The sequence below is a fragment of the Methanohalobium sp. genome (genome assembly GCF_046546175.1).
In the GTDB taxonomy this organism is placed as follows: Archaea; Halobacteriota; Methanosarcinia; order Methanosarcinales; family Methanosarcinaceae; genus Methanohalobium.
Map to the genome: position 1 here is coordinate 1 of NZ_JBKGYF010000111.1, position 4778 is coordinate 4778.

Genomic DNA, 4778 nt, shown 5'->3' on the forward strand with positions numbered 1-4778 from the left:
ATATTTTCGCCATTTTTCTTTTTATATTTTGGTGGGTTGGGTTTTGAATAGTAATATTCCGGGTTATTTTTCCAGTCTTTAATTGATTGGAAGAAAGATTTCCAGTTTTTATCCATCAGTTTTAGTGTCTGTTGTGCTGTTTAACTGATGGTGATGATACTGGAACCGGTGAATACTAAATTAAATTAGAGGTTTTTACCCTCTTTTCATTTTTTCAGTTATCTGCGGTCTACAACGCGTTTAGGTCTCCCTTTTATACGATAAAATTCCAGTTCACCGGATCCTGTAAAATTAAATATGATGTTGAAGGTTTCATCATAATATGCCTGTTCCAGAGCAGGCTTGTAATGGAAGAATGATTTCAGGAAATTTTCTCTGACTACTTCCTGGTCACAATTTGCAGGATCATGGCATTCAAGACTTACTCTCATGGTGGTTTCGCCTTCCTCCTCTCCACCATACAGGAACGATTCATATTCTCCCGTTAGATACTCTATATTCTCCCTCTGGAAAACTCCACGCTCTATATCCACACGATTAAATGGAGTCCCCTGGATCCAGAAGGTCTCAGCTTCTCGCTGTGGGTTTTCGATTTTCATATGAGTTCTACCGCATGAGCATTTATCCCTTGTACGGACCACTGTTGTATCTTCGGTATCATAATTAAGTAGCAAAGTTCCGCATTTTGAACCCACAGGTAGCAGTGTTGTAAAAACAATTCTCCCGCACTCACCGTCATTTACAAATTCATTCATCCGGGGGTCATAGACATCCAGATGGACAAGGTCTTCCGGAACATGCAGCCCATTTATCGCACTACACTCGCCGCACATTGTTCCTTCGGTACTGCCATAGGTGTTGTACACATCACAGCCCCATACTTCTGAAAGGTAGTTCCTTGATTCCTCTGCAAAGCTTTCTCCTCCAACTACCAGCCGTTCTATACTGGATTCAGATGGTTCAAGACCTTCTTTCTTCATCCGTTCAGCAAGTCTTAACAGTTTGAATACATTCCCTACGATACCGGTAGGTTCATAGGAAGTAATTACACGTACAGGAAACGTGCATTTCCCTTCTGGAATTATAGACATGCCAATATCACGTGCAGCAAGAGTCATTGTATTTGCACCCACATTCATACCATAGGATGCACAGACAACAACCCTATCATCGGGACCAAAACCCTGTGATGTAAAACTCCTTGTATATTTTTCAGCATATCTTTCCCAATCTTCCCATGTCAAAAAGAAGGATTTTGGTATACCGCTTGTTCCGCTGGTTTCGTGTACGGTAAACACATCTTTCCAATCTACACTTTTGAAATCAAAATTCTTTGTTCCAGGCGGTTGGTTGGTGCGGATAGTATCCCCTGATATTATGGGCAGTTGTAAAAGGTCTTCATGTGACTGGATATCGGACGGATTAATATTATATTTATCAAACCATTTCCTGTAAAAAGGTGAATTCCTGTAGGCATAATCAACAGTATACTTTACGCGCTCGTCTACAAGTTCATCCAATTCATTACGACCCAGTGTTTCAATTTCCTGATTGAAATATCGTACATCACTCATAGTATCTTTTTAGGTGGTGTATGTATTTATATATTTTTTAACGACTCAATCATGTCGGTAACATCGGTTGTAGGAAGACTGCAGGTATAGTTCTGACATATATGTGCGGTTGCTTTTCCGTCTTGGGAACTCATATTTCTGGTAAACCCTGCAATGTTTACAATTTCCGGTGATTCGACATTATCCGGTTTTAAAAGCACAATTTTACGGGGTATAAAATCAGACCTTAGAGATTTTAACATGTTTTGAGTGTCTTCTGACTGGAAATCTCCTGTTATCACTATTTCATTTACTGAGCCCTGGACAAAATCAAGTGCTTGCATGGAATGTGTGGATGCGAGCGGATTCCAGGATAATGCTTTTGAAAATGTCTGCATGGCATCAGATGCTTTATTCTCAAGTTCAAGGTTTCCGGTCATTCTTCCAAGACGAAGCAGGTTCATTATTGCTACAGAATTACCTGAAGGAATAGCACCGTCATAGATTTCCTTTTTGCGAACAATGGGTGAGTCTGCAGTATCTGATGTGAAATAGAATCCGCCGTTTTTATTATCCCAGAAGTGACTGATTAGGTAACTGTTGAGTTCAAGTGCCTTTTTAAGGTATTTAACCTCAAAAGTGGTTTCATAGAGTTCGATTAATCCCCATGTCAAAAAAGCATAGTCGTCTACGAATCCCTGAACTGCGGATTCTCCATCGCGGTATCTGTGCATCAACTGGCCTGATGAATTATACATATTCTCAAGAATAAAATCAGCGGCATTCCTAGCAGCATCGCTGTAACGGTTATCATCAAAAACCTGTGCGCCCTTTGAAAGAGCGGCAATCATCAGACCGTTCCAGTCGGTAAGAATTTTATCATCCTTTGCCGGATGCACACGTTTCTCCCGTGCTTCAAACAGTTTTCTCCTTGCAACTTCTAGGCGTTTTTGTGAATATATGGTTTTAAGCAGGTTTTGTTTCCAAACTTCGCGTTTTTCATGTGCCTCATTGAGTTTTTTATGGAATTCATCCAGTGTTTCATCCGGTTCTGCATCGATGTATAATGGTGTATCCAATAAATGGGGGATATTCTTACCTGACGGTTTACCGGTTTTCTCATCAATGAAGTTACCTTCTTTCTTTAGATTAAATAGGTTGGTTACAATATTTGTTTCTGTTTTTGAGAGAGAATTTTGAATTTCTTCATATGTCCATGTATAGAATTTACCCTCTACACCCTCGCTATCAGCATCTAATGCAGAGTAGAATCCCCCTTCTTTTGATGTCAGGTCCCGTAGAACATAGGTGAATACATCTTTGGCTGTTTCTGCATACTCAGTTTTTCCGGTCGCCTGGTATGCTTCTGTATAAGCCATCGAAAGAAGTGCCTGATCATAGAGCATTTTCTCAAAATGAGGAACAAGCCAGTAGCGATCTGTCGAATAACGGTGGAATCCAAATCCAATGTGGTCAAATATACCACCCTTTCTCATACATTTGAGTGTCTGCTCAACCATTTCCAGTGCTTTGTTACTAGATGTTCGCTCCCAGTATCTCATCAGATACATTAGGTTATGCGGTGAAGGAAATTTTGGAGCGGTACCGAATCCACCGTATTCTGGGTCGTAATTTTCCAGAAGCGATTTATAAGCTGTATCCAGTTCCTGATTGCCCAGTTCCTGGGGTTCAGGTTGTTTGGTGGAAAACTCTTCAATGGACGATGCAATCTGTTCTGCACGATTAACTAGTTCTCTTTTCTGTTTTGACCACATATCACTGATACGGGGTAGTAAATCAACAAGTCCTGTCAACCCAAATCTGCTTTCCTTTGGCAGATAGGTAGCAGCAGAAAACGGTTTTTTATCGGGAGTCATGATTATTGTAAGAGGCCATCCCCCTCTTCCGGTAAGTGCCTGACAGACATCCATATAAATACTGTCAATATCTGGATGTTCTTCTCTGTCAACCTTTATACTTACAAAATTTTCATTTAACAGTCTGGCTACTTCAGGATCTTCAAAGGATTCTTTTTCCATTACATGGCACCAGTGACATGTGGAATATCCTATGGATAAAAAAATGGGTTTATCTTCATTTTTCGCTTTTTCAAAAGCACCCTCACCCCAAGGGTACCAGTTTACTGGATTATAAGCATGCTGCAACAAATATGGGTTTTTTTCATTGATTAAGTGATTTGGCTTTTCCTCAGTTTCACCTGTTTCATTGTTCATCTAGGTCACCTTCAATGGAGATAATGTGTACTAATACCCGTTTTAAATCATCAATTCAGAATGCTGCAAAAAACACTATTCAGCAAAATTAAATTTTAGAGTTGGATGTGTCAAGTTTAATATCCCTATTTTAAATTGAAGTTGCATGGTATTTATATCTATGGTAAAAAAAACGACAGCCGATAATATATTAATTGTGAGTTTAATTAATTTGATTTTAAAAACGGGTTATGAAATTAAACTTTAATATTTTCATCATTTTAAATGCAATCTTATTTAAAGGAATAATATTAACCCTCAAATATTAAACTAATTGCATCATTCATAATACAAATTATCTACCATTAAACAGAATAAGGCCATCGGGGAGTCATTGTTTAGTGAAAATTTTGAATCAGAGCAATTTAAACATGAGTTTAAGGATAAAAATAAAGACGAACTAATTGAAAAATTAGCTGAGCTGAAGAAAGAAAACGATGTACTGCGAAAAGATAAAGCAATATTATCAGAAGCTGAAAAAATCTCCCATCTTGCCTGCAGGGGATGGGATATCCAAAATAACGAGTTTACTTTCTCATCCGGGTAGGACCATATAATCGGGATGGATACCAAGACACTGACTACTTCTGATGCTTTGAAAGTACTTCATCCTGAGGATTTTTCTTTTATATGTAATGAGATGGATAAAGCATTAGATAGTATAAAGCCCTATAATATTGAACATCGTATGATTCGCTAGGATACAGGGGATATAATTCATGTTAGAGTATTTGGAGAAGTTATAAGGGATGAAAATGAAAACCCTGTCGTTATTTATGGTGTTGCTCAGGACATTACGAAAGTGGGGCAACAGAGGTATGTGAAAGCCAACGGTTTCTAACCGTCCCTGAGAAAGAGCAAATCGAACCGGAGGATTATCTGGGTGTCGATCTGAATACAACCGGACATATAGCTGTGATGTCAAACCCGAAGACCGGTAAAATCTGGAAAC

3 protein-coding genes and 1 pseudogene are annotated in these 4778 nt (G+C 38.8%); 1 reads left to right on the top strand and 3 read right to left on the bottom strand.

Features of this window, described 5'->3' with window-relative positions:
• From ACLFMM_RS09260 to ACLFMM_RS09270, 3 genes and pseudogenes are all read right to left on the bottom strand, one after another.
• Positions 1–140 (bottom strand): annotated as a pseudogene (locus ACLFMM_RS09260) (RNA-guided endonuclease TnpB family protein); the annotation flags it as partial.
• Positions 141–218: 78 nt separating this feature from the next.
• Positions 219–1574 carry a coenzyme F390 synthetase gene (gene ftsA, locus ACLFMM_RS09265; protein ID WP_410808449.1) on the bottom strand — a complete coding sequence of 452 codons (1356 nt, stop codon included), beginning with the start codon at positions 1572–1574 and terminating at the stop codon, positions 219–221.
• Between the two features lie 26 nt (positions 1575–1600).
• Complete coding sequence (locus ACLFMM_RS09270; RefSeq protein ID WP_410808450.1) at positions 1601–3787, bottom strand: thioredoxin domain-containing protein; 2187 nt, start codon at positions 3785–3787, stop codon at positions 1601–1603.
• A 373-nt stretch (positions 3788–4160) separates the two neighbouring features.
• Between ACLFMM_RS09270 and ACLFMM_RS09275 the strand changes: the two genes are divergently transcribed.
• Positions 4161–4373, top strand: coding sequence for a hypothetical protein (locus ACLFMM_RS09275; protein ID WP_410808451.1), 213 nt, complete (start codon positions 4161–4163; stop codon positions 4371–4373).
• Positions 4374–4778: the final 405 nt, after the last annotated feature.

Bases quoted from the DNA above. Each gene is read 5' to 3' on its own strand.
- ftsA (WP_410808449.1), bottom strand. From the start codon at position 1,574: ATGAGTGATGTACGATATTTCAATCAGGAAATTGAAACACTGGGTCGT.
- ACLFMM_RS09270 (WP_410808450.1), bottom strand. From the start codon at position 3,787: ATGAACAATGAAACAGGTGAAACTGAGGAAAAGCCAAATCACTTAATC.